Origin of the sequence: Aneurinibacillus terranovensis DSM 18919, from assembly GCF_000430625.1 — a bacterium.
Lineage (GTDB): Bacteria > Bacillota > Bacilli > Aneurinibacillales > Aneurinibacillaceae > Aneurinibacillus_B > Aneurinibacillus_B terranovensis.
Genome location: NZ_AUMJ01000019.1, coordinates 75,584 through 96,978, shown reverse-complemented (window position 1 = coordinate 96,978; position 21,395 = coordinate 75,584). Strand labels below are relative to the sequence as shown.

The 21,395-nt window shown below is 45.3% G+C and carries 17 protein-coding genes and 1 other annotated feature (1 of these 18 cut by a window edge); of the genes, 3 read left to right on the top strand and 14 right to left on the bottom strand.

Going from position 1 to position 21,395, the window contains the following annotated elements:
• Positions 1–276: 276 nt before the first annotated feature.
• Both H525_RS0105200 and phoU read right to left on the bottom strand, forming a co-directional pair.
• Positions 277–933, bottom strand: coding sequence for a M15 family metallopeptidase (locus H525_RS0105200; RefSeq protein WP_027415332.1), 657 nt, complete (start codon positions 931–933; stop codon positions 277–279).
• Between the two features lie 161 nt (positions 934–1,094).
• The gene (phoU, locus tag H525_RS0105195) at positions 1,095–1,739 is read right to left on the bottom strand and encodes a phosphate signaling complex protein PhoU (protein WP_027415331.1); all 645 of its coding nucleotides are present in this window, start codon (positions 1,737–1,739) and stop codon (positions 1,095–1,097) included.
• 281 nt (positions 1,740–2,020) lie between these two features.
• On the opposite strand from phoU, the gene ftsW reads away from it, so the two are divergent.
• Positions 2,021–3,193 carry a putative lipid II flippase FtsW gene (ftsW, locus tag H525_RS0105190; RefSeq protein WP_035100048.1) on the top strand — a complete coding sequence of 391 codons (1,173 nt, stop codon included), beginning with the start codon at positions 2,021–2,023 and terminating at the stop codon, positions 3,191–3,193.
• A gap of 79 nt (positions 3,194–3,272) precedes the next feature.
• Here ftsW and selA read toward each other — a convergent pair whose 3' ends face one another.
• Complete coding sequence (gene selA, locus H525_RS0105185) at positions 3,273–4,694, bottom strand: L-seryl-tRNA(Sec) selenium transferase (RefSeq protein WP_027415329.1); 1,422 nt, start codon at positions 4,692–4,694, stop codon at positions 3,273–3,275.
• 54 nt (positions 4,695–4,748) lie between these two features.
• Complete coding sequence (gene selD / locus H525_RS22885) at positions 4,749–5,801, bottom strand: selenide, water dikinase SelD (RefSeq protein ID WP_081413238.1); 1,053 nt, start codon at positions 5,799–5,801, stop codon at positions 4,749–4,751.
• A 72-nt stretch (positions 5,802–5,873) separates the two neighbouring features.
• Between selD and mnmH the strand changes: the two genes are divergently transcribed.
• Together mnmH and H525_RS28920 are read left to right on the top strand one after the other, a co-directional pair.
• On the top strand, positions 5,874–6,926 hold the full coding sequence (gene mnmH, locus H525_RS0105175) for a tRNA 2-selenouridine(34) synthase MnmH (protein WP_035100040.1): 1,053 nt from the start codon (positions 5,874–5,876) through the stop codon (positions 6,924–6,926).
• Between the two features lie 195 nt (positions 6,927–7,121).
• Entirely contained in the window at positions 7,122–7,253 is a 132-nt protein-coding gene (locus tag H525_RS28920; protein WP_281172574.1) for a hypothetical protein, read from the top strand.
• Between the two features lie 74 nt (positions 7,254–7,327).
• On the opposite strand, the gene tuf is transcribed toward H525_RS28920, so the two are convergent.
• From tuf to rplJ, 10 genes are all read right to left on the bottom strand, one after another.
• Positions 7,328–8,518, bottom strand: a complete 1,191-nt coding sequence (gene tuf, locus H525_RS0105170; RefSeq protein WP_027415327.1) for an elongation factor Tu — start codon at positions 8,516–8,518, stop codon at positions 7,328–7,330.
• Positions 8,519–8,649: 131 nt separating this feature from the next.
• Positions 8,650–10,731 (bottom strand): elongation factor G, encoded by a 2,082-nt coding sequence (gene fusA, locus H525_RS0105165; protein WP_027415326.1) that lies wholly within the window; start codon positions 10,729–10,731, stop codon positions 8,650–8,652.
• A 68-nt stretch (positions 10,732–10,799) separates the two neighbouring features.
• Positions 10,800–11,270: a 30S ribosomal protein S7 gene (gene rpsG / locus H525_RS0105160; protein WP_027415325.1), complete on the bottom strand. Its 471-nt coding sequence runs from the start codon at positions 11,268–11,270 to the stop codon at positions 10,800–10,802.
• Positions 11,271–11,311: 41 nt separating this feature from the next.
• Positions 11,312–11,734: a 30S ribosomal protein S12 gene (gene rpsL, locus H525_RS0105155; protein WP_027415324.1), complete on the bottom strand. Its 423-nt coding sequence runs from the start codon at positions 11,732–11,734 to the stop codon at positions 11,312–11,314.
• A gap of 152 nt (positions 11,735–11,886) precedes the next feature.
• A complete protein-coding gene (locus tag H525_RS0105150) occupies positions 11,887–12,132 on the bottom strand; it encodes a 50S ribosomal protein L7ae-like protein (RefSeq protein WP_027415323.1) in 246 nt (81 codons plus the stop codon).
• Positions 12,133–12,215: 83 nt separating this feature from the next.
• Positions 12,216–15,857 carry a DNA-directed RNA polymerase subunit beta' gene (rpoC, locus tag H525_RS0105145; RefSeq protein ID WP_027415322.1) on the bottom strand — a complete coding sequence of 1,214 codons (3,642 nt, stop codon included), beginning with the start codon at positions 15,855–15,857 and terminating at the stop codon, positions 12,216–12,218.
• 36 nt (positions 15,858–15,893) lie between these two features.
• Positions 15,894–19,421 (bottom strand): DNA-directed RNA polymerase subunit beta, encoded by a 3,528-nt coding sequence (rpoB, locus tag H525_RS0105140; protein WP_027415321.1) that lies wholly within the window; start codon positions 19,419–19,421, stop codon positions 15,894–15,896.
• Positions 19,422–19,680: 259 nt separating this feature from the next.
• Positions 19,681–20,280: a class I SAM-dependent methyltransferase gene (locus tag H525_RS0105135; protein ID WP_035100031.1), complete on the bottom strand. Its 600-nt coding sequence runs from the start codon at positions 20,278–20,280 to the stop codon at positions 19,681–19,683.
• Between the two features lie 169 nt (positions 20,281–20,449).
• Complete coding sequence (rplL, locus tag H525_RS0105130; protein WP_027415319.1) at positions 20,450–20,815, bottom strand: 50S ribosomal protein L7/L12; 366 nt, start codon at positions 20,813–20,815, stop codon at positions 20,450–20,452.
• Positions 20,816–20,845: 30 nt separating this feature from the next.
• Positions 20,846–21,343 (bottom strand): 50S ribosomal protein L10, encoded by a 498-nt coding sequence (rplJ, locus tag H525_RS0105125; protein ID WP_027415318.1) that lies wholly within the window; start codon positions 21,341–21,343, stop codon positions 20,846–20,848.
• A 24-nt stretch (positions 21,344–21,367) separates the two neighbouring features.
• Positions 21,368–21,395: a sequence feature (ribosomal protein L10 leader region), on the bottom strand (it continues 101 nt past the right edge of the window).

Sequence of the window (21,395 nt, the reverse complement as noted above, 5' to 3'; positions counted from 1 at the left end):
AAATCCAGAATTGTATCTGGGTTATATCGCACATTTGGCATTTCACTGTTCAGTTTTCAAGGAACTTGTTTTGAACCGCATTGTTTTTAAATTCGTAACAGCGACTTTTTTATCTTATCAAATACACTTCGTTATGTCAACTGTTTTTTAAAACTTTTTTATCGGTGCCCTTTTTCTTTTATAAAAGCGACGAAAGATAATTTATCACGAATTACCCAACCTTTACTATAGGTAATTGGAATTAATTATTACAAAAAGCTTTTTACAGTGATTTTCTTACCGTACTTTTTTTTCAAAATGCATGTAGTCGCGGGTACTTTTCCATTCACCTCCCCAGATCCATCCTCTTTTTTTAAAAGCATTGTAGCAAACATCTCCTTTGGTTATCATCCCTTTTCTAATCACTCTTCGATTAGCGTAGCTGCTTGCAAGAGGTGGATCTATTGTCGTTCCTGTTATCTGGGGATTTTGAACAGGATTTATATCTACAGCAGCCCCGTAGCTGTGCCTTGATAACGTCCTTGTTCCAGCGATCATTCTTGTATTGAAAGCTGATGAATTATTGTTTCCCATTGATAATTCATCCGAACCGTGATAATCATCCACTAAACCGGCTTTTTCTATCGGGTATTTTTTTTGATAAAGCTCTTCAAAAATGTCGAACACTTCTTTTGCCAGCTTTTTATTGACAATAAGCTCCCCGCGGTGTTCCTTATTGTCAAACCCTATGTACCTGACCCTAACGTACGATAACTGATTCATTTTTACCGGACTGTCCTTAGTATAAGAAACTCCCCATATTTTATTTTGTATTTTTGCCGGAATTGGACCATACCCTATATTCACCGGTACTGTCCTTGCAGCAAATATAGGGTATGCTGTGGTCATAAACGTCAATGTTAAAACAATAACTTTGTATATATTTTTTTTCATGTTTTCCTCCGTTTTCTAAAAAAGTGTAATGGGAAAGATGAGATCGTTGGATTCCGATAATATTATTCCTCGCTTTGCAGTAACATCCTTTTTAATGCAAAAAAAGAGCAGGCGGCGTGAGACCGTTCTGCTCTTATACGTTTCGTTTTTAAAGATCTTCTTCAGGTATTTAAATCGGCAATGTTTCCGGTGGCAATATAGACGGTCCATTCGCCGATATTCGTCGCGTGGTCGCCAATGCGTTCCAGTGTCTGGATTAATTTGATAAGCTGGACACCTTCTGTAACATAATCAGGGTTATTTCTCATGCTTGTTTCTAAATACGTAAAGCAATTGCTGTAATACCGATCAATTACATCATCCATCATATCAAGTGACCGACTTTCTTGTGTATTGAAAGTTTCCAGCATGTCTACGCTCACCTGAATAATCTCTTTCACTTTCTCAGCCATAGCCGGAATGTCAAAAAGGGGAATTGTAAACGGCCTGGCTTCCAGACGCACAACAACCTTGGCGATTTCAACCGCCAAATCTCCAATTCGCTCCAAGTCGGTCACGATTTTCAGATAAGAACCAATGCTGCGCAAATCAGTGGCAACCGGCGCCTGTAATGCAATCAGGCTAAGACTCATTTTAAATATTTTCTCAGCAAGAACGTTTAGCTTTTCATCACGTACAATGACAGTTTTAGCAAGAGCCAGATCATGTTCTTCAAGGGATTTCCATGCCTGTGTAAACCCTTCACAAGCAACGGAAGCCATATGAGAAACTTCCTTTTTTAACTCTTCAATATGTTGCTTTTGCATACCATCCCACCATTCTGCAGTTTCTGTATTTAAGCCTATCGACTGGCTTATTCAATCAAAATAAAATTATAGAAAGTTAGGGTCGATCACATTCGTCCATATTACAACAAAAGTATTAACTGATTATTAACCCAATGTTAACCTATTAATAAAGCTTATAAAATATTATATGTTTTTCTTGTCTGTATTATTTAAAAAAATCCTGATATACAAGCAATAGTATAGTACACTAGTAGTGATAAATTCTATAGGCAAACAGCTTTACCAGTATGGAGGAATGTATGAAAACGAGGGGTAGGCCTGATTTTTTACTTCTTACGTTAACGTTTATACTTGTTGGATTCGGCATCGTAATGGTTTATAGTGCCAGTTCTGTCTATGCTCTGTATGCCAAATTTACAAACCATGATTCTACCTACTTTATGAAAAGACAGCTGTTGTGGGCTTTGTTTGGAACGGCGGGCATGTTTTTCACAATGAACATTCCTTATACTACCTATAAAAAATATTTTGCACACATTATGGTTTTTTCATTTTTCATTTTGCTTGCCGTACTTATTCCCGGGATTGGTTCTGTCCATAAAGGGGCACGAAGTTGGATCGACTTTGGTCCGGTTATGCTGCAGCCCGCTGAATTTGCTAAGATGGCCTTAATTATTTACCTTGCAGGGATCATTTCAAAAAAAGGTGAGGTTTTTCGGAGCTTTCAAAAGGGATTGCTGCCGGCGATGGTGATCGTAGGCCTGTTTTTTTGTGTCATTGTTGTTCAACCAGACTTTGGTTCTGCGGCGATTTTATTGTTAACAGCGGTTGCTGTCATTTTCGCCGGCGGGGCGAACTTAAAACATTTGTGTCTCATTGGGCTTCCACTCGCTGCGTTCTCCATTATATTTATTTTTTCTTCGGATTATCGAAAGAGCCGTCTGTTTAATTTTCGCGACCCGTGGAACGACGGATTTGGCGGACTTGGTGACGGGTATCAACTTGTGCACTCTTTCTTTGCCCTTGCCCATGGCGGCATAACCGGGGCCGGATTTGGAAAGAGCATTGAGAAGTTTCTTTACCTTCCGGAAGTACAAACTGATTTTATCTTTTCAATTATTGCAGAAGAACTCGGGTTTATCGGTGCCGCTATTTTTATTATTGTTTATCTCTTTTTTATTTGGCGTATTCTAACGATTACCCTTCGCCTAAAAGACGTATTCACCAATCTGGTCGGCATTGGAGTCGTGAGCATGATTTTTATCCAGGCCTTTATTAATATCGGTGGGGTTATCGGTGCGATTCCGATTACAGGGGTACCGCTTCCTTTTATTAGCTATGGAGGGTCTTCGCTTCTGTTGAATATGCTAAGCATGGGAGTCATTTTAAGTATCTCGCGGGAAGCCTATAAACAAAAAGTGAAAACATTGATTCCTTCCGAGCAGCCATCACACGGCTCTATCCGAGCCTAAAGGTAATTTCTGCTTTATTCATATACTAAAAAAAAGCGAACCGGCCTACAAGGCATGACTGGTTCGCTTTTTTACGTATTTACACTGCGCGGCTGATGGCCTGGACGATTCGTTCAATGTCCCGGGGCTGAACGGTCCGAAAATCAAAGATAAGCCAGTCCTCTTGTATACGTGCGATGATTGTCGGACGTCCCTGACGAAGCTTCCGTTCAAGCGATGATGTTGTGACATGGTTCAGGCGAATCGCTGCTACCCACGTTGGGAGAGTCACGCCAGGCAAGGTTCCTCCGCCTACTTCAGAAACGCCTTCCCTTATCTCCATATCGAAATCATCCATTTTATCCTGCAGCTGCACAGCAAAGGAGCGGGCCCGCTGCTTTATTTCCTCTTCTGGGCAGAGAATATCGCGCAGGACCGGAATTTCAGCAACAGACCTTTCGGGATTAAGGTAGGCAATCAGCGTTGCTTCAAGCGCGGCTAACGTTACCTTGTCCACCCGGAGTACCCGTGCCAGCTGATTCCTTTTCAGAGCTTCAATATATTTCTTTTTACCGGCGATAATCCCAGCTTGTGGACCGCCAAGGAGTTTGTCTCCACTAAATGAAATAATATCAACCCCTGCCTGAATGGAGGCCGATGCCACCGGCTCATTGCCAATCCCGTGAACCGCTAAATCGTACAACGCTCCACTCCCGAGATCTTCATACACCGGGATATTGTGGGCCTGGCCAATCTCCACCAACTCTTCCACCGTCACCTCACGAGTGAATCCCATCACTTTAAAATTGCTTGTATGAACTTTTAATAATAAGGCGGTTTCCGGTGTGATATGACGTTCATAATCATACGGATGCGTTTTATTCGTCGTACCTACTTCACGAAGAAAGGCTCCACTCTCTGCCATAATCTCCGATACGCGAAATGAACCGCCGATCTCCACAATTTGACCTCGGGAAACCAGCACTTCTTTACCTTTAGCCATTTCGCGCAAAACAATAAAAACGGCAGCCGCATTATTGTTAACCACCATTGCGGCTTCCGCTCCGGTTAACCGGGTAATTAGACGCTCCACATGGCTGTGTCTGGAACCCCTGGTCCCTTCCTCCAGATTAAATTCCAGATTCGTATAAGACTGCGCGGCTTCTACCATACGTTCAACCGCATCCTGAGACAATACGGCACGTCCGAGATTTGTATGTAAAATAACTCCTGTCGCATTGATAACAGGAATCAGATGAGGGGAATATAGTTCAAGCATTCTTTGTTCCAGAAGCGGAATCCAGTATTCCACGTTCTTATATATGTTTGATTCAGCGGAACCGGTCCCGTTCAGAATATGTGCCCGTTCTTCCTCTACGATTTGCTGAATAAACGGGAGCGTCTCGCTTGCACTCAACCCTTGACGCTCCCTCCAGCTCACAATCTCGGGCCTATTCAATAAGGTATGAACTGCGGGTAACCGGCGAAGCTGCTCCATTTGCTGCCTAGTCCATTCGCTCATACGATCATGCTCCTACACGTTCTTATCGCTACTGATTTACGTATGCCCTATCTGTTATCGAACTACGATTTTACCCGGATGTTCATCGGTTACGCTGGCGATGATGCTTGCGTGCGTTACTCCGGCGGCATGCAAAGCCGCCAGCAAGCCTTCCGCTTCATCATGCGGTACACTCAGGGCCAATCCCCCGGATGTAACAGCATCACAAAGAATCCACTGCTGAATCTCATCCAACGTTTCAGGATACGTGATACTATTCTCAATCCATGCGTGATTCGCCTTCGTTCCACCGGGAACCGAACCTTTTTCAGCAAGTTCCCTGGTTCGTGCAAGCACGGGGACTTGTTCGGCAAAGACGTTCATTCCCACCCGGCTTCCTTCCGCCATTTCCTTTAAATGCCCGAGCAGGCCAAAGCCTGTGATATCGGTTGAGGAATTCACGGTAAAATGAGCGGCCACTTCCGCAGCCGTTTTGTTTAATGCTGCCATCACTTGCGAAACCCTGTCAATTTCATCAGGCTCAAGCATGTTCCGTTTAATCGCCGTCGTTTGAATTCCGACCCCGATTGGCTTCGTGAGAATAATGGAATCTCCCGGCTTCGCGTTATGATTGGTCCAAACATTATTCGGATGGACAAATCCGGTGACAGCCATCCCAAATTTCGGTTCCTGGTCATCGATGGAGTGTCCGCCCAAGATCACTGCCCCAGCTTCCGTGACTTTATCTGACGCACCGCGCAAAATATCTGCTAAAATAGATGGGTCTAATTTTTTAATGGGGAAGCCTACAATATTAAGGACAGTCGCCGGTTTACCTCCCATGGCATATACGTCACTCAATGCATTGGCCGCGGCAATTTGTCCAAAAAGATACGGATCGTCTACAATAGGAGTAAAATAGTCTACCGTTTGGACAAGCGCCAGGTCTTCATTTAGTTTATATACACCGGCATCATCCGGAACATCCAGACCTACCAAAACATTGGGATTCACTGTGGACTGCACAGGTAAATGACACAAGACTTGTGTCAGGTCGGCAGGGCCGATTTTGCAGCCTCAGCCAGCTTTGCTTGAAAGGGACGTAAGTTTAATTAACTCTTGACTCACCCAATATCACTCCTTCCTTTGTTTACTACTATATCACATGAGAAGCTTCGTTTAAAAAGGAGATGGACTCGTTTGTTTTCTCGAGACATAACAGTAGATACAATAGCCGCAAACAACAAAAAATATGTATTGATCGATGTACGCAGCCCGGGAGAATACAAGGAAGCAACCATACCAGGCGCTGTAAATGTTCCCCTATTTACGGATGATGAACGGGCCATCATTGGAACTACGTATAAAAATGAGGGGAAGAATCAGGCCAAATGGAAAGGGATGGAGATCGTCTCTCCTAAGCTTCCCAAGTTAATGCAGGAAATTAAAAATTATGTGAACGCTGAACAGGAACCGGTATTGTTTTGCTGGCGCGGCGGAATGCGCAGTATGTCAATGGCCACGTTTGCTGCAATGTCCGGGCTTCCCATTCAACGGCTGCAAGGAGGATATCGCTCCTACCGGCAATATGTAACGGAGCATTTATCATCCGAACTGCTTCCCAGGAAAACATATGCTCTTCATGGAATGACGGGTGTAGGTAAAACCCTTATTTTAAACCAGCTTGCTCGATGGGGAGAGCCGGTGCTTGATTTGGAAGAATACGCAGGCCATCGCGGTTCCGTTTTCGGTTCTGTCGGCATTAAGGAAAAAAATCAAAAAATGTTTGATGCGCTCTTATTCACCAGCCTAATGGATATAAAAAGCCGGGGGTTTTCGCACATGTTTATGGAAGCGGAAAGCCGCCGTATCGGCCGGATCGTGGTTCCGGAATTTATGATGGAGGCGAAGGCAAACGGCGTCCACTTTCTGGTCAAAGCCCCTGTCGAACTGCGTGTAGAACGGATTTACCAGGACTATATTGAACCGAACAAGGATGAAGAATGGTTCTTCCGCAAAGTTAGTGAAGCTTACCAATTGATTGCCAAACGGATGGAAACTTCTGCCCGCAATGACTGCTATCGCTACCTGATTGAACGAAAATACCGCCATTTTATTCGTACACTGCTTACGGTTTATTACGACCCAAGATATACCCACAAAGAAGAGGCGTATTCGGGTGAATTCATATCCATTGATGCAGCTAATATCGAACGGGCAGCCAGGGAAATCCAGAGCTATGCAAAACAATAAAGGATCGCCTGACTAGCGCCAAAACCAAAGGTACAGGCGATAGTCTTAGTTGAACGCATGCGTAAAGAGGCATATACATCTTTATCCACTAAGAAAAACTCGCGGGCGTTGCCGCTCGTCCTTTTTCTGCAGGGTAGCGAAACGGCCGCTTAGTGACCGAAGGTCGGACCGACAAAACATCCGGGTATCTCAAGGATGGGGACAATTGTCGGTCTGATCGACCTTCCGGCCACACGCTCCACATCGAAAAAGAAACGTTCGGCACACCCCCGTGAGTTTTTCTCAGGTGACCAATGGAAGAAAGTATATGTTGCTTTAACACTGTAAAGCAACATATACTTTCCTTAACGATAAAAAAGATCCGGCTTTACGCCGAATCTTTTTTATTTGCCTAAGCAAAATTATTTAATGATAGTAGCAACCGCGCCGGCACCAACTGTACGTCCGCCTTCACGAATAGCAAAGCGAGTACCTTCTTCCATAGCGATAGAACTAATGAGTTCAACAGTGATCTCAACGTTATCGCCAGGCATAACCATTTCAGTTCCTTCTGGAAGTTTGATGATGCCAGTTACGTCCGTTGTACGGAAGTAGAACTGAGGACGGTAGTTAGCAAAGAATGGAGTATGACGTCCACCCTCTTCTTTAGAAAGAACGTAGATTTGTGCAGTAAACGTAGTGTGCGGTTTTACAGAACCCGGCTTAGCAAGTACCTGTCCACGCTCGATCTCAGAACGGTCAACACCACGGAGAAGCGCACCGATGTTATCACCAGCTTGAGCTTGGTCAAGAAGTTTACGGAACATCTCTACACCAGTAACCGTTGTAGTTTTAGGTTCTTCAGTAAGACCAAGGATTTCAACTTGGTCACCAACTTTTACAATACCACGTTCTACACGACCGGTAGCAACCGTACCACGACCTGTGATAGAGAATACGTCCTCTACAGGGAGCAAGAAAGGTTGGTCAACCGCACGTTCCGGGGTTGGGATGTAAGAATCAACCGCATCCATCAATTCAATGATGCGTTGTGCCCATTCGCCAGTTGGGTTTTCAAGCGCTTCTTTAGCGGAACCTTTAACAACCGGGATGTCATCGCCAGGGAATTCGTATTCAGAAAGAAGATCACGAATTTCCATTTCAACAAGTTCAAGCAATTCCTCATCGTCAACCATGTCACATTTGTTCATGAATACAACGATGTAAGGAACGCCTACTTGGCGGGAAAGAAGGATGTGCTCACGAGTTTGAGGCATTGGGCCGTCAGCAGCAGATACCACGAGGATAGCGCCGTCCATTTGAGCCGCACCTGTGATCATGTTTTTAACATAGTCGGCGTGGCCTGGGCAGTCAACGTGTGCATAGTGACGGTTGTCTGTTTCATACTCAACGTGTGCAGTAGAGATCGTGATTCCACGCTCACGCTCTTCAGGAGCCGCGTCAATTGAACCGTAATCCATAGCTTTTGCTTTACCAGACTGAGAAAGTACAGTCGTAATAGCAGCTGTTAAAGTTGTTTTACCGTGGTCAACGTGACCGATAGTACCAATGTTTACGTGCGGTTTATTCCGCTCAAATTTTTCTTTAGCCATTTGGAAAAAAGCCTCCTTAAAAGGTTGGTTAAGAAATTAAGTATAGTGACAAGAAAGGTTTAAACAGCAAGGAATATCCATTACACATTTTAAACCTTTCTTGATAAACAATAAAGGTTTTTATGTTAAAATTAAAGACCTTTAGCTTTTTTAATAATTTCTTCCGCGATGTTTTTAGGCACTTCTTCATAATGATCGAAATGCATGCTGTACGTACCGCGTCCCTGTGTACGGGAACGAAGATTTGTCGCATATCCGAACATCTCGGAAAGTGGAACGAAAGCATGAACAACCTGTGCGTTACCGCGCGCCTCCATACCTTCAATACGCCCACGACGGGAACTCACATCACCCATAATGTCACCCATGTATTCTTCCGGAACAACAACTTCAACCTTCATTATAGGTTCAAGGATAGCAGGGTTAGATTTCTTACCAGCTTCTTTTAAAGCCATCGAACCGGCAATTTTAAACGCCATTTCAGAGGAGTCAACATCATGGTAGCTACCGTCTACAAGAGTAGCTTTAAGGTCAAGGATCGGATACCCGGCGAGAACCCCATTTTGCATCGCTTCCTCAATACCAGCTTGAACTGGAGCAATGTATTCACGAGGAACGGCTCCTCCGACAATTTTGTTCTCAAATACAAATCCGGTACCAGGTTCAACCGGTTCGAATTCAACCACAACGTGACCGTATTGTCCGCGGCCACCGGATTGGCGAACAAACTTGCCTTCAACTTTGGCGCCCTGACGGAAGGTTTCTTTATAAGCAACCTGAGGAGCACCAACGTTAGCTTCCACTTTGAATTCACGCTTCATGCGGTCAACAATGATATCAAGGTGGAGTTCACCCATACCGGCAATGATGGTTTGTCCTGTTTCTTGATCAGTATACGTTTTGAACGTTGGATCTTCCTCAGCAAGTTTTGCAAGAGCCATCCCCATTTTATCCTGGTCAGCCTTTGTTTTAGGCTCGATAGCAATTCTGATAACAGGCTCAGGGAATTCCATAGATTCAAGAATTACAGGATTTTTCTCATCACAAAGAGTATCTCCAGTAGTGGTATCTTTCAGACCTACGCCTGCTGCAATATCACCGGAATAAATCGTTTTAATTTCTGCACGGTGGTTCGCATGCATTTGCAGAATACGGCCAATACGTTCACGTTTGCCCTTTGTAGAGTTGAGTACGTATGAGCCGGATTCAAGCGTACCGGAGTAAACACGGAAGAATGTTAACTTACCAACATATGGGTCAGTCATGATTTTGAAGGCAAGTGCAGCGAATGCAGCTTCATCATCAGATTCACGTGTTACTTCCTCATTTGTATCTGGAACAACACCTTTAATCGCCGGAATATCAAGTGGCGATGGAAGGTAATCAATAACAGCATCAAGCATCGGCTGAACGCCCTTGTTTTTAAATGCTGAACCGCAGGTTACAGGAAAGAATTGAACGCTGATCGTTGCTTTACGAATCGCTTTTTTAAGTTCTTCATTTGTAACCTCTTCACCTTCGAGGTATTTCATCATCAGTTCTTCATCGAATTCAGCTACTGCTTCAATCAGTTGACCGCGAAGTTCTTCTGCCTGGCTTTGATAGTCAGCCGGGAAGCCATCTGTAATTTCAATGTCAGTACCGAGATCATTTGTATAGATGTATGTCTTTTGCTCAACAAGATCGATGATGCCACGGTATTGATCCTCTGCACCGATCGGAAGTTGAATTGGATGTGCGTTTGCTTGAAGACGTTCTTTCAATGTGCGCACAGAGTACAGGAAATCTGCACCGATTTTGTCCATTTTGTTGACGAACACGATACGCGGTACACCGTATGTCGTAGCCTGGCGCCATACGGTTTCAGTTTGTGGCTCTACGCCAGACTGTGCATCAAGAACAGCAACTGCACCATCAAGTACACGAAGGGAGCGTTCTACTTCAACGGTGAAGTCTACGTGTCCGGGTGTATCAATGATGTTAACACGGTGGCCGTGCCACTGGGCGGTCGTAGCAGCGGAAGTAATGGTAATTCCACGTTCCTGTTCCTGCTCCATCCAGTCCATCGTAGCAGCGCCTTCATGAACCTCACCAATCTTATGAACGCGACCGGTATAGAAAAGAATCCGTTCTGTTGTCGTCGTTTTACCGGCGTCGATGTGAGCCATGATACCGATATTACGAGTTTTAGCTAAGGGGAATTCGCGTCCCATTGAATATTGGCCCCTTTCAAGTTAAATAAAAAGTGTGCAAGTAAAAGCGGCCAAACGCCGCTTTACTTCTACCAGCGGTAATGAGCAAATGCTTTGTTTGCTTCCGCCATTTTGTGTGTATCTTCACGTTTCTTAACAGCAGCGCCGGTATTATTGGCAGCGTCAAGAATCTCGCTGGCAAGACGTTGTTCCATTGTTTTCTCACCGCGTTTGCGCGCATACTCCACTAACCAACGAAGTCCAAGAGTAGTGCGGCGTTCAGGGCGAACTTCAACCGGAACCTGATAGTTGGCACCCCCGACACGGCGGGCACGAACTTCAAGAACTGGCATGATGTTTTTCATTGCTTCTTCAAAAACTTCCATCGCATCGCGACCGCTGCGTTCTTGAACAAGATTGAAAGCACCATACAGAATTTGCTGAGAAACTCCTCGCTTACCATCAACCATCATTCGGTTGATTAGGCGAGTTACTAATTTGCTGTTATATATCGGGTCAGGTAAAACATCACGACGAGGTACTGGGCCTTTACGTGGCATTCAATTCCCCTCCTTTACTTTCAAATTTGAATAAAAGTTTTTTATGCTTTAGGAGCTTTAGGGCGTTTTGAACCGTATTTAGAACGTGATTGCATACGGTTTTGTACACCCGCTGTATCTAAAGCGCCGCGTACGATTTTGTAACGTACACCAGGCAAGTCTTTAACACGGCCGCCACGAACAAGAACCACGCTGTGCTCTTGAAGATTATGGCCAATACCAGGAATATACGCAGTTACCTCGATACCGTTCGTTAAACGTACACGAGCATATTTACGTAAAGCTGAGTTCGGTTTTTTTGGTGTCATCGTACCAACACGAGTACATACCCCACGCTTTTGTGGAGAATTCAGGTTGGTCATCTCCTTTTTCATACTGTTGTACCCTTTAGTAAGAGCTGGAGATTTTGATTTATATTCTTTGCTTTCGCGACCTTTGCGCACGAGTTGATTAATAGTCGGCATCCGTCGCACCTCCTTCCAATGCTGTACATTTTAAGACCACAGGTCCTGGTGGTTCATGAAACTGCAAATGAAAAGTTTTTGCCTCTGTGTATTTACCGAAACTAACGGCAAATACACAGATTTAAGCAAAAACAGAATGTAGCTTACATATACTATTTTATAGCAACCACCGCTGCTCCCACATCAATTCCACATGCCGCTCCAAGACGGCGCATCGAATCAACGTAGTGAATAGGCAGACCTTTCTCTTTACAGAGCAAAATCACTTTACTTAAAACCCTTGCATCCGCATCTTTCGCAATGATGACTTCAGATACTGAATCCATCTCAATGGCCCGATACGTTTGCTTTGTGCCAATCACAACATTTTTAGCCTGCTCTACTTTTTCATAAGACATTTTCATATCCTCCAAAGTACAGGTATTAGGCACACTTCGATATCATATCACCTGTCACCATCTGTGTCAACAAGGTTTATGAATTATTTTTCTACCATCACCGTTTCCGTTTCTTCATCAAGCGAAGGTATCCCTTTGGCTTCCTCTTTATTCGGCATAAAATCATGCTTCAGCTTGATGTTGCGATACGGATTCATACCCGTACCGGCTGGTACCAGCTTACCAATGATAACATTTTCTTTCAGGCCAAGTAGGCGGTCAACTTTCCCTTTAATTGCGGCATCTGTCAGGACACGCGTTGTCTCCTGGAAGGAAGCGGCGGACAGGAAGGAATCCGTTTCAAGCGATGCCTTGGTGATCCCAAGAAGAACCGGACGGGCAACCGCAGGGCTTTTTCCTTCCCAAAGAACCTTTTTGTTAGCTTCTTCAAACTCGTGAATTTCCACATAAGCCCCTGGAAGTAAATCTGTATCGCCGTTATCAACCACACGCACTTTACGAAGCATCTGACGGATCATAACCTCTACGTGCTTGTCGTTAATCTCAACCCCCTGCATACGATACACTTTCTGTACTTCCTGCAGGATGTAGTACTGCACGCCGCGCATACCGCGAACTTTCAGCATTTCTTTCGGGTCAATCGAGCCTTCCGTTAATTCTTCTCCTATGTCGACCTTACTTCCAACGGATACCTTCAAACGGGAACCGTATGGTATCTGATATACTTTATTTTCCGTTTCTCCGCGAATTTCGACTTCACGACGGTCTTTTCCTTCCCGTATATCAATAACTTCACCCTCAATTTCAGTAATAACCGCCTGACCTTTCGGGTTACGGGCTTCAAAAAGCTCCTGAATACGCGGCAGACCTTGCGTGATATCGTCACCGGCTACCCCGCCTGTATGGAAGGTGCGCATCGTAAGCTGTGTACCCGGTTCACCGATGGACTGTGCTGCAATAATACCGACAGCTTCCCCGACATCCACTTTCTTTCCGGTGGCAAGGTTGCGTCCGTAGCATTTTTTACACACGCCATGCTGAGTGCGACAGCCGATAACAGAACGAATCATTACCCTTTTTATATCTGCGGCGATGATTTGATCGGCAATATCCTCATCAATCAATTCGTTGCGGCCAACAATCAGCTCACCAGTTTCCGGATGGCGCACGGTTTCAAACGCGTAGCGCCCAACGAGACGATCGTACAAATCTTCGATCACTTCGTTGCCGTCACGAATCGCCTGAGCCGGAACTCCTTTATCCGTTCCACAGTCTTCTTCACGTACAATAACGTCCTGGGCAACGTCTACAAGGCGGCGTGTCAGGTAACCTGAGTCAGCCGTACGAAGCGCCGTATCGGCCAAACCTTTACGGGCACCGTGCGTGGAAATAAAGTATTCCAACACCGTCAGACCTTCACGGAAGTTCGATTTAATCGGCAGCTCGATGATACGGCCGGACGGATTCGCCATTAGGCCGCGCATACCCGCCAACTGGGTAATCTGGGATACGTTACCGCGGGCACCGGATGTCGCCATCATGTTGATAGAATTAAACTTATCGAGCGATTCCATGAGCACTTTCGTAACATCGTCTTTCGCTTTACTCCAGATGGAGATAACGCGGTCATAGCGTTCGTTTTCCGTAATGAGACCCCGGCGGAACTGCTGCATGACCATCTCAACTTTTTTCTCCGCTTCATTGAGAATTTCGTGCTTCTCATCCGGTGTGGTAATATCTGCGACCGCAACGGTTATACCTGCTTGCGTTGAATATTTAAAGCCGTTTGCTTTGATTTTATCAAGGATAACGGATGTCTGCGTGGTGCCGAAACGACGGAAGCATTCCGCAATGATGGTTCCGAGGAAGCTTTTCTTAACGGCATCCTGTTCAGGCAGTTGCTTAATAAATTCCTTTACATCGACACCTTTTTCGAAAATAAAGAACTTATCCGGCACCTGTTTTTGCAAATTGCTCTTTGTCGGCTCGTTAATATACGGCAATTCCGGCGGGAAAATTTCATTAAAAATGAGTTTTCCAACCGTTGTAACGAGCAAAGCGCCCTGCTGTTCAGGTGTAAATGACGTTTTGTTTAAATTTTTAGCCGGTACGGCAATGCGCGTATGCAAAGTAATATGGCTGTTCGCATAAGCGGAAATCGCCTGATTTACATTTGGGAAGAGACTTCCTTCACCAGGGGCGTTTTTGTCTTCCATTGTAAGATAATATGTTCCAAGCACCATATCCTGAGAAGGTGTGACGACAGGTTTTCCATCTTTCGGGTTCAGGATATTCTGTGCAGCAAGCATAAGAATCCGGGCTTCCGCCTGTGCTTCGGCAGATAACGGTACGTGGACAGCCATTTGGTCACCGTCAAAGTCAGCATTGTACGCCGTACATACAAGCGGGTGCAGACGGATGGCGCGCCCTTCAACCAGTGTGGGTTCAAATGCCTGAATTCCAAGTCTGTGCAGGGTTGGTGCACGGTTTAAGAGAACCGGATGCTCTTTAATGACATCCTCTAACACATCCCACACTTCAGGGTGGATGCGTTCTACTTTGCGTTTGGCCGATTTAATATTGTGAGCAAGACCTTTCGCTACAAGTTCCTTCATCACAAATGGTTTAAACAATTCCAGTGCCATTTCTTTCGGCAGACCGCACTGGTACATCTGTAAATGAGGCCCTACGACGATAACGGAACGGCCGGAATAGTCAACGCGTTTACCAAGCAGGTTCTGGCGGAAACGTCCTTGCTTCCCTTTCAACATATGGCTGAGAGATTTCAACGGACGATTTCCCGGACCTGTTACCGGACGGCCGCGGCGTCCGTTATCGATCAGAGCGTCCACCGCTTCCTGCAGCATTCTTTTCTCATTCTGGACAATGATATCAGGCGCTCCCAGATCAAGCAGACGCTTTAAACGGTTATTCCTGTTGATCACACGGCGGTATAAATCATTTAAGTCGGAAGTCGCAAAGCGTCCGCCGTCTAATTGCACCATCGGACGCAATTCAGGCGGGATCACGGGAAGCACATCAAAAACCATCCATTCCGGGCGATTTCCGGAATTGCGGAAGGCTTCCAGTACTTCCAGCCGCTTAATAACACGGCTGCGGCGCTGACCCTGAGCTGTTTTCAATTCTTCTTTCAGATAGTCCACTTCTTTGTCGAGGTCGATTTCTGAGAGTAATCGTTTAATTGATTCAGCGCCCATTGAGGCCTGGAAAGCAGAACCGTATTTTTCACGATAGGTACGGTATTCTTTTTCCGATAAAAGCTGCTTTTTCTCCAGCGGTGTTTCCCCCGGGTCGGTTACTACATAGGAAGCAAAATAAATGACTTCCTCAAGGGAACGCGGGGACATGTCAAGGACAAGCCCCATTCTGCTCGGGATTCCTTTAAAAAACCAGATGTGAGAAACAGGGGCAGCCAGTTCAATGTGCCCCATGCGCTCACGGCGAACTTTAGCCCGTGTGACTTCAACGCCGCAGCGGTCACAAACAACGCCTTTATAACGAACACGCTTGTACTTCCCGCAGTGACATTCCCAGTCCTTCGTCGGACCAAAAATCTTTTCGCAGAACAAGCCTTCTTTTTCCGGTTTTAACGTCCGGTAGTTAATCGTTTCAGGCTTCTTCACCTCACCAAAAGACCAGGAACGAATCTTATCCGGTGAAGCCAGGCCGATTTTCATATACTCGAAATTATTCACATCTAACAAGGCGCATACCTCCCAATACTTCCCGGTTTAATCCTTTTACTCCTCAGTACCGCTCAAGTTCAGGTTTAACTTCTCACCAGATGTATCTTCATCTTCATCGATATCGCGCATCTCGATTTCCTGCTCATCGCCCGAGAGTATCTTCACGTCCATACCTAAACTTTGCAACTCTTTAATTAAAACTTTAAAGGATTCCGGTACACCAGGTTCCGGTACATTTTCCCCTTTAACAATGGATTCGTATGTTTTTACACGACCCACAACGTCATCCGATTTGACAGTAAGAATTTCCTGCAGGGTATAGGCTGCTCCATAAGCCTCAAGCGCCCAAACCTCCATCTCACCAAAACGCTGGCCGCCGAACTGGGCTTTACCGCCAAGAGGCTGCTGCGTAACAAGTGAGTAAGGCCCTGTAGAGCGGGCATGAATTTTATCGTCAACCATATGCGCCAGCTTAATCATATACATCACGCCGACGGTTACTGTGCGGTCAAACGGTTCACCCGTACGCCCGTCAAAAAGAATCGTTTTACCGGTTCGGCTTAAGCCTGCTTCTTCCAATGCATCGAACACATCCATCTCGCGTGCCCCGTCAAATACAGGTGTAGCGATATGAATACCGAGAGCCCGTGCGGCCATTCCCAGGTGAACCTCCAGCGCTTGCCCGATGTTCATCCTTGACGGTACGCCCAGCGGATTCAATACAACCTGTACAGGTGTGCCATCCGGCATAAACGGCATGTCTTCTTCCGGCAAAATGCGGGCGATAACCCCTTTATTACCATGGCGTCCGGCCATTTTGTCACCTACGGAAATTTTACGTTTTTGCGCAATATAGACACGAACAAGTTGATTGACACCCGGCGGTAATTCATCTCCGTTATCCCGCGTAAACACTTTAACGTCTACGATAATACCGGATCCACCGTGTGGCACACGAAGGGACGTATCGCGAACTTCACGGGCTTTTTCACCGAAAATAGCATGCAGGAGGCGTTCTTCCGCCGTTAATTCAGTTACACCTTTAGGCGTTACTTTTCCTACAAGAATATCGCCATCGTTAATTTCCGCCCCCACGCGGATAATGCCGCGCTCATCGAGGTTACGCAGGGCGTCTTCCCCTACATTCGGAATATCGCGGGTAATTTCTTCAGGCCCAAGCTTTGTATCACGGGCTTCCGCTTCGTATTCTTCAATATGAATCGAAGTATAAACATCTTCTTTTACGAGTTTTTCGCTGAGAAGAATCGCGTCTTCATAGTTATAACCTTCCCAGGTCATAAAAGCTACGACTACGTTACGGCCAAGAGCCAATTCCCCTTTTTCGGTGGAAGGACCGTCAGCAATAATATCTCCTACTTCTACAACTTCACCTTTTTTAATAATCGGGCGCTGATTAATACACGTCCCCTGATTGGAGCGCTCGAATTTATGAAGTTTGTATTTGTCAATATCACCCATGATTGTTTTTCCGTCCACTTCTTCCTGACGGCGCACCCAAATTTCACGTGCGGTGACACGTTCCACCACACCCGGATGACGGACAACGATAGCCACCCCTGAATCTTTGGCTGCTTTATGTTCCATACCAGTACCGATAAACGGCGCTTCCGGAATCAGAAGCGGTACGGCCTGCCGTTGCATGTTAGAACCCATGAGGGCGCGGTTTGCGTCGTCATTTTCCAGGAATGGAATCATCGCGGTAGCAACCGACACTACCTGCCTCGGAGAAACGTCCATGAAGTCAACCTTATCGCGCGGAACCGTAACGATTTCACCGCGGCGGCGGCAGATAACCGTTTCATTGATGAATTCTCCATCTTCCGTGATAGGCGCGTTGGCCTGCGCTACATTAAATACATCCTCTTCATCCGCCGTCAGGTAATCAATTTCCATCGTAACGCGTCCGGTTTCCGGGTCGATCTTACGGCGCGGCGTTTCGATAAAGCCGTACTCATTAATTCTTGCATAGCTTGATAATGAGTTGATAAGACCAATGTTCGGACCTTCCGGCGTTTCAATCGGACACATACGGCCATAGTGGGAGTGATGAACGTCACGCACTTCAAACCCCGCACGTTCCCGTGTAAGACCACCTGGTCCCAGTGCGGACAAACGGCGCTTGTGCGTTAATTCGGCAAGCGGATTGGTCTGGTCCATAAACTGGGAAAGTTGTGAACTGCCGAAAAATTCCTTAATAGACGCAATCACCGGACGGATATTGATAAGAGCCTGCGGTGTAATCGCGTTGGCATCTTGGATGGACATCCGCTCGCGAACGACACGTTCCATACGGGACAATCCAATGCGGAATTGGTTCTGGAGCAGTTCTCCGACCGAACGCAAACGGCGGTTGCCAAGATGGTCAATATCATCTGTTGAACCAATGCCATGCAGCAGATTAAGAAAGTAATTAATAGACGAAATAATATCAGCCGGCGTAATGTGCTTAACAGTTTTATCAATAATACCGTTTGCGATGACTTTAATCACTTTACCGTCCTCGATGGGCGAGAAAATTTTAATCGCCTGAAGACGGAACTCATCTTCCAGTACGCCACCGCGCGGACGAACGTTAACAAACCCAACATTTTCTTCAATGTAGGGAAGAATCCGGTCAAGCAAACGTCGATCCACAATATCACCGGCTTGCGCAATAATTTCACCGGTTGATTCGTCAACCAACGTTTCCGCCAAACGTTGATTATATAGCCTTGTTTTGATATGTAGCTTCTTGTTAATCTTATAGCGACCAACATTTGCCAGATCATATCGTTTTGGATCAAAGAACCGTGAGATTAAAAGGCTCTTCGCGTTCTCTACTGTAGGCGGCTCACCCGGGCGCAATCTTTCGTAGATTTCAATCAGCGCCTTCTCCGTAGAGTCCGTATTGTCTTTCTCCAGTGTATTTTTAATAAATTCATCTTCACCAAGAAGATTGAGAATTTCTACATCTGTACCAAATCCTAAAGCACGCAAAAGAACCGTAACGGGTATTTTCCTTGTACGGTCGATACGGACATAAATAATATCCTTGGCATCCGTTTCAAGTTCGAGCCAGGCTCCACGATTTGGAATCACCGTTGCCGTATACGCTTGTTTTCCATTCTTATCTACTTTTGTGCTGAAATACACGCTGGGAGAACGAACAAGCTGACTAACAATAACCCTCTCAGCTCCGTTTATCACGAACGTACCCGTCTCCGTCATAAGCGGGAAATCACCCATAAACACTTCTTGTTCTTTGACTTCTCCCGTTTCTTTGTTAATGAGACGAACTTTTACACGCAGTGGAGCAGCATACGTCACATCTCGTTCTTTCGATTCATCGACGGAATACTTAGGTTCTCCTAAACTATAGTCAATGAACTCCAGTACAAGATTCCCCGTAAAATCCTGAATTGGAGAAATATCCTGGAACATTTCCCGCAATCCTTCATCAAGAAACCACTGATATGATTTCTGCTGGATTTCAATCAGGTTTGGTAATTCCATTACCTCTTGAATTCTCGCGTAACTGCGACGCTGGCGATGACGTCCACTCTGAATTAGATGACCTGCCAACTTATTCACCTCTCAAACCGAGTTTTTGCACAAAAAAGAACAAAGTCTCCTATGTAGAAGACTTTACTATTATTTTGAATAACCGGTACGTAATATTATATAATGATTAACATAAAGTAATATTTCCATACCTGTTATTACTCCCTTAATTCCTAATAAAAAAAGGTTGACTTTTTATGCAATTTATTTCTCTACCTCAACACTACAGTGGCATTATATAACGATATCATAATCATTTTTATAAGTCAATAAAGAAAACTTATTCTTTTATCGCTTTAAAAACAGAATATCCTTTCTTTTTGGCGACTTCCTCTACAGAAGAGTATTCTTCAGTGAGCTTGGCGAATGCGGAAGGCGCTCCCTGTTTTTTCTGAATCACGACCCACAGCGCGCCCCCGCTTTTTAAAAACCGGTTCGCCTCTTCAAAAATACCATGAACAACTTGCTTCCCCGCCCGGATTGGAGGGTTGGTGAGAATCACGTCGAAAGTTTCCCCCTCTTTCAAAGCGGCAAACCTATCGCTGACCATTGCGCATGCATTCGTGATTCCGTTTAGCTTAAGATTGTCATTGGCAAGTTTAACGGCACGTTCATTGATATCCAACATTTTTACCGATCCATGCGGAGTAAGAGAAGCCGCCGATAAACCAATAGGCCCATATCCGCAGCCCACATCAAGAACATCCATTCCGTCCCTAATGTCCATCGATTCAATAAGCAATACACTGCCAAAATCAATGCGGTTTTTCGAAAATACGCCGCTGTCGGTTTTAAACTTAAATTCTCTTCCACGCAGTGTAAAAGTAAACGCCTGTTCCTTGCTGTCGGATTCCGGTTGATTCGTAAAGTAATGTTCCATCCACATCACCACTCTTATTAAATCGTTAATGATTTCTATACTTATTTCTATGATTACTTCTATATTATAAGCCGGTACGCCGAGCTCCAAACCTGCAGTATTCGTCATTGTTGAAATATAAAAAGTCTGACGCATAAAATGCGCCAGACTTTCTATCGTCTATAGCAAACTACTTCAGTTCTACAGATGCGCCAGCTTCTTCAAGCTTAGCTTTCATAGCTTCTGCATCTTCTTTAGAGGCGCCTTCCTTAACGTTAGCAGGAGCGCCGTCAACCATAGCTTTTGCTTCTTTCAAGCCAAGGCCAGTGATTTCGCGAACCACTTTGATAACGTTGATTTTAGAAGCACCTGCGCTAGTAAGCACAACTGTGAATTCTGTTTGTTCCGCTTCAGCAGCGCCGCCAGCAGCACCGCCAACTACAGCTACAGGAGCAGCAGCAGTTACGCCGAACTCTTCTTCAATTGCTTTAACAAGATCATTCAGTTCAAGAACGGACATGCCTTTAATGGCTTCAAGAATTTGTTCTTTACTCATTATATTTAGTCCTCCTAACAGGGTATGGAATTAGGCCTCTTGGCCTTCTTTTTGATCTGCAACAGCTTTAACAGCAAGAGCAAAGTTGCGCATAGGTGCCTGGAGCACGCTAAGCAGCATAGAAAGTAAACCTTCGCGGTTTGGAAGACTTGCGATAGCTTTCACTTCCGCAGCATCCATCACTTTGCCTTCTAATACACCAGCCTTGATTTCCAACGCTTCGTTTGTTTTGGCAAAATCAGACAATACTTTCGCAGCAGCCATTTCATCTTCCATGCTGAACGCAATGGCAGTAGGCCCTGTAAGGTATTGATCAAGTTCAGTTAACTCAACTTCTGCAGTAGCACGGCGAGCCAGCGTATTTTTGTATACTTTGAAATCTACACCTGCTTCACGGCAGAGTTTACGGAGTTGGGTAACTTGCGCTACGTTTAATCCGCGGTAATCAGTTAGAACTGAGCTTTTGCTTGCGCGGAATTTCTCAACAATCTCGCCCACGGTTTGTACTTTTTCTTCACGTACGGACATTTTTACACCTCCTGTAGCATGAGATCTTGCATCAAAAAAGCCTCCGCAGACA

Excerpts from the sequence above, each read along its gene's own strand:
- H525_RS0105200 (WP_027415332.1), bottom strand. The coding sequence starts at position 933 with ATGAAAAAAAATATATACAAAGTTATTGTTTTAACATTGACGTTTATG.
- phoU (WP_027415331.1), bottom strand. The coding sequence starts at position 1,739 with ATGCAAAAGCAACATATTGAAGAGTTAAAAAAGGAAGTTTCTCATATG.
- ftsW (WP_035100048.1), top strand. The coding sequence starts at position 2,021 with ATGAAAACGAGGGGTAGGCCTGATTTTTTACTTCTTACGTTAACGTTT.
- selA (WP_027415329.1), bottom strand. The coding sequence starts at position 4,694 with ATGAGCGAATGGACTAGGCAGCAAATGGAGCAGCTTCGCCGGTTACCC.
- H525_RS28920 (WP_281172574.1), top strand. The coding sequence starts at position 7,122 with ATGGGGACAATTGTCGGTCTGATCGACCTTCCGGCCACACGCTCCACA.
- tuf (WP_027415327.1), bottom strand. The coding sequence starts at position 8,518 with ATGGCTAAAGAAAAATTTGAGCGGAATAAACCGCACGTAAACATTGGT.
- fusA (WP_027415326.1), bottom strand. The coding sequence starts at position 10,731 with ATGGGACGCGAATTCCCCTTAGCTAAAACTCGTAATATCGGTATCATG.
- rpsG (WP_027415325.1), bottom strand. The coding sequence starts at position 11,270 with ATGCCACGTAAAGGCCCAGTACCTCGTCGTGATGTTTTACCTGACCCG.
- rpsL (WP_027415324.1), bottom strand. The coding sequence starts at position 11,734 with ATGCCGACTATTAATCAACTCGTGCGCAAAGGTCGCGAAAGCAAAGAA.
- H525_RS0105150 (WP_027415323.1), bottom strand. The coding sequence starts at position 12,132 with ATGTCTTATGAAAAAGTAGAGCAGGCTAAAAATGTTGTGATTGGCACA.
- H525_RS0105135 (WP_035100031.1), bottom strand. The coding sequence starts at position 20,280 with ATGGAACATTACTTTACGAATCAACCGGAATCCGACAGCAAGGAACAG.
- rplL (WP_027415319.1), bottom strand. The coding sequence starts at position 20,815 with ATGAGTAAAGAACAAATTCTTGAAGCCATTAAAGGCATGTCCGTTCTT.
- rplJ (WP_027415318.1), bottom strand. The coding sequence starts at position 21,343 with ATGTCCGTACGTGAAGAAAAAGTACAAACCGTGGGCGAGATTGTTGAG.